Here is a 574-nt window from a genome sequence, read left to right as displayed (position 1 = left end):
GACTTCTCAATCGCTGGTCGCCGGGGCCGTCATCGCGGCTGTCGCCCGAGCAGAAGGTGGAACTGGCGGCTCTCGTGGAGAAGGGCCCGGACCGTGCCATTGATGGCGTGGTGCGTTGGCGTCGGATCGACCTGCAGAAAGTCATCAAGGGGCGTTTCGGCGTCGATTATCACGAACGCTATGTCGGCAAGCTCTTGAAGGAACTCGGCTTCTCCCACATGAATGCGCGACCACGTCATCCCGCACAGGATGTCGAGATCATCGAGGCTTATAAAAAAACTTTCCGCGTACGTTGAAGGCGCATCTGGCCGACTTGCCGAAAGGCAAACCCGTCGAAATCTGGTGGCAAGACGAGGCGCGCATCGGCCAGAAGAACGGCATCGTCCGGCAATGGGCAAGACGCGGCACGCGGCCGCGCCAGTCCGTCGACCAGCGCTACAAGAACGCCTATTTGTTCGGCGCCATCTGCCCGGCACGAGGCAAGGGCGCTGCCCTTGCCCTCCCGATTGCCGACACCGACGCCATGCAGTTGCATATCGACGAGATCAGCCGTCACGTCGCCACAGGTGCGCAT

1 pseudogene is annotated in these 574 nt (G+C 61.5%); it reads left to right on the top strand.

Annotated features, from left to right (window positions below):
• Positions 1 to 574, top strand: a pseudogene (locus tag ACX3P1_RS28350) (IS630 family transposase); the annotation flags it as partial.

The organism is Mesorhizobium sp. A623 (assembly GCF_054489405.1).
This window is presented reverse-complemented; position numbering and strand designations above follow the sequence as displayed.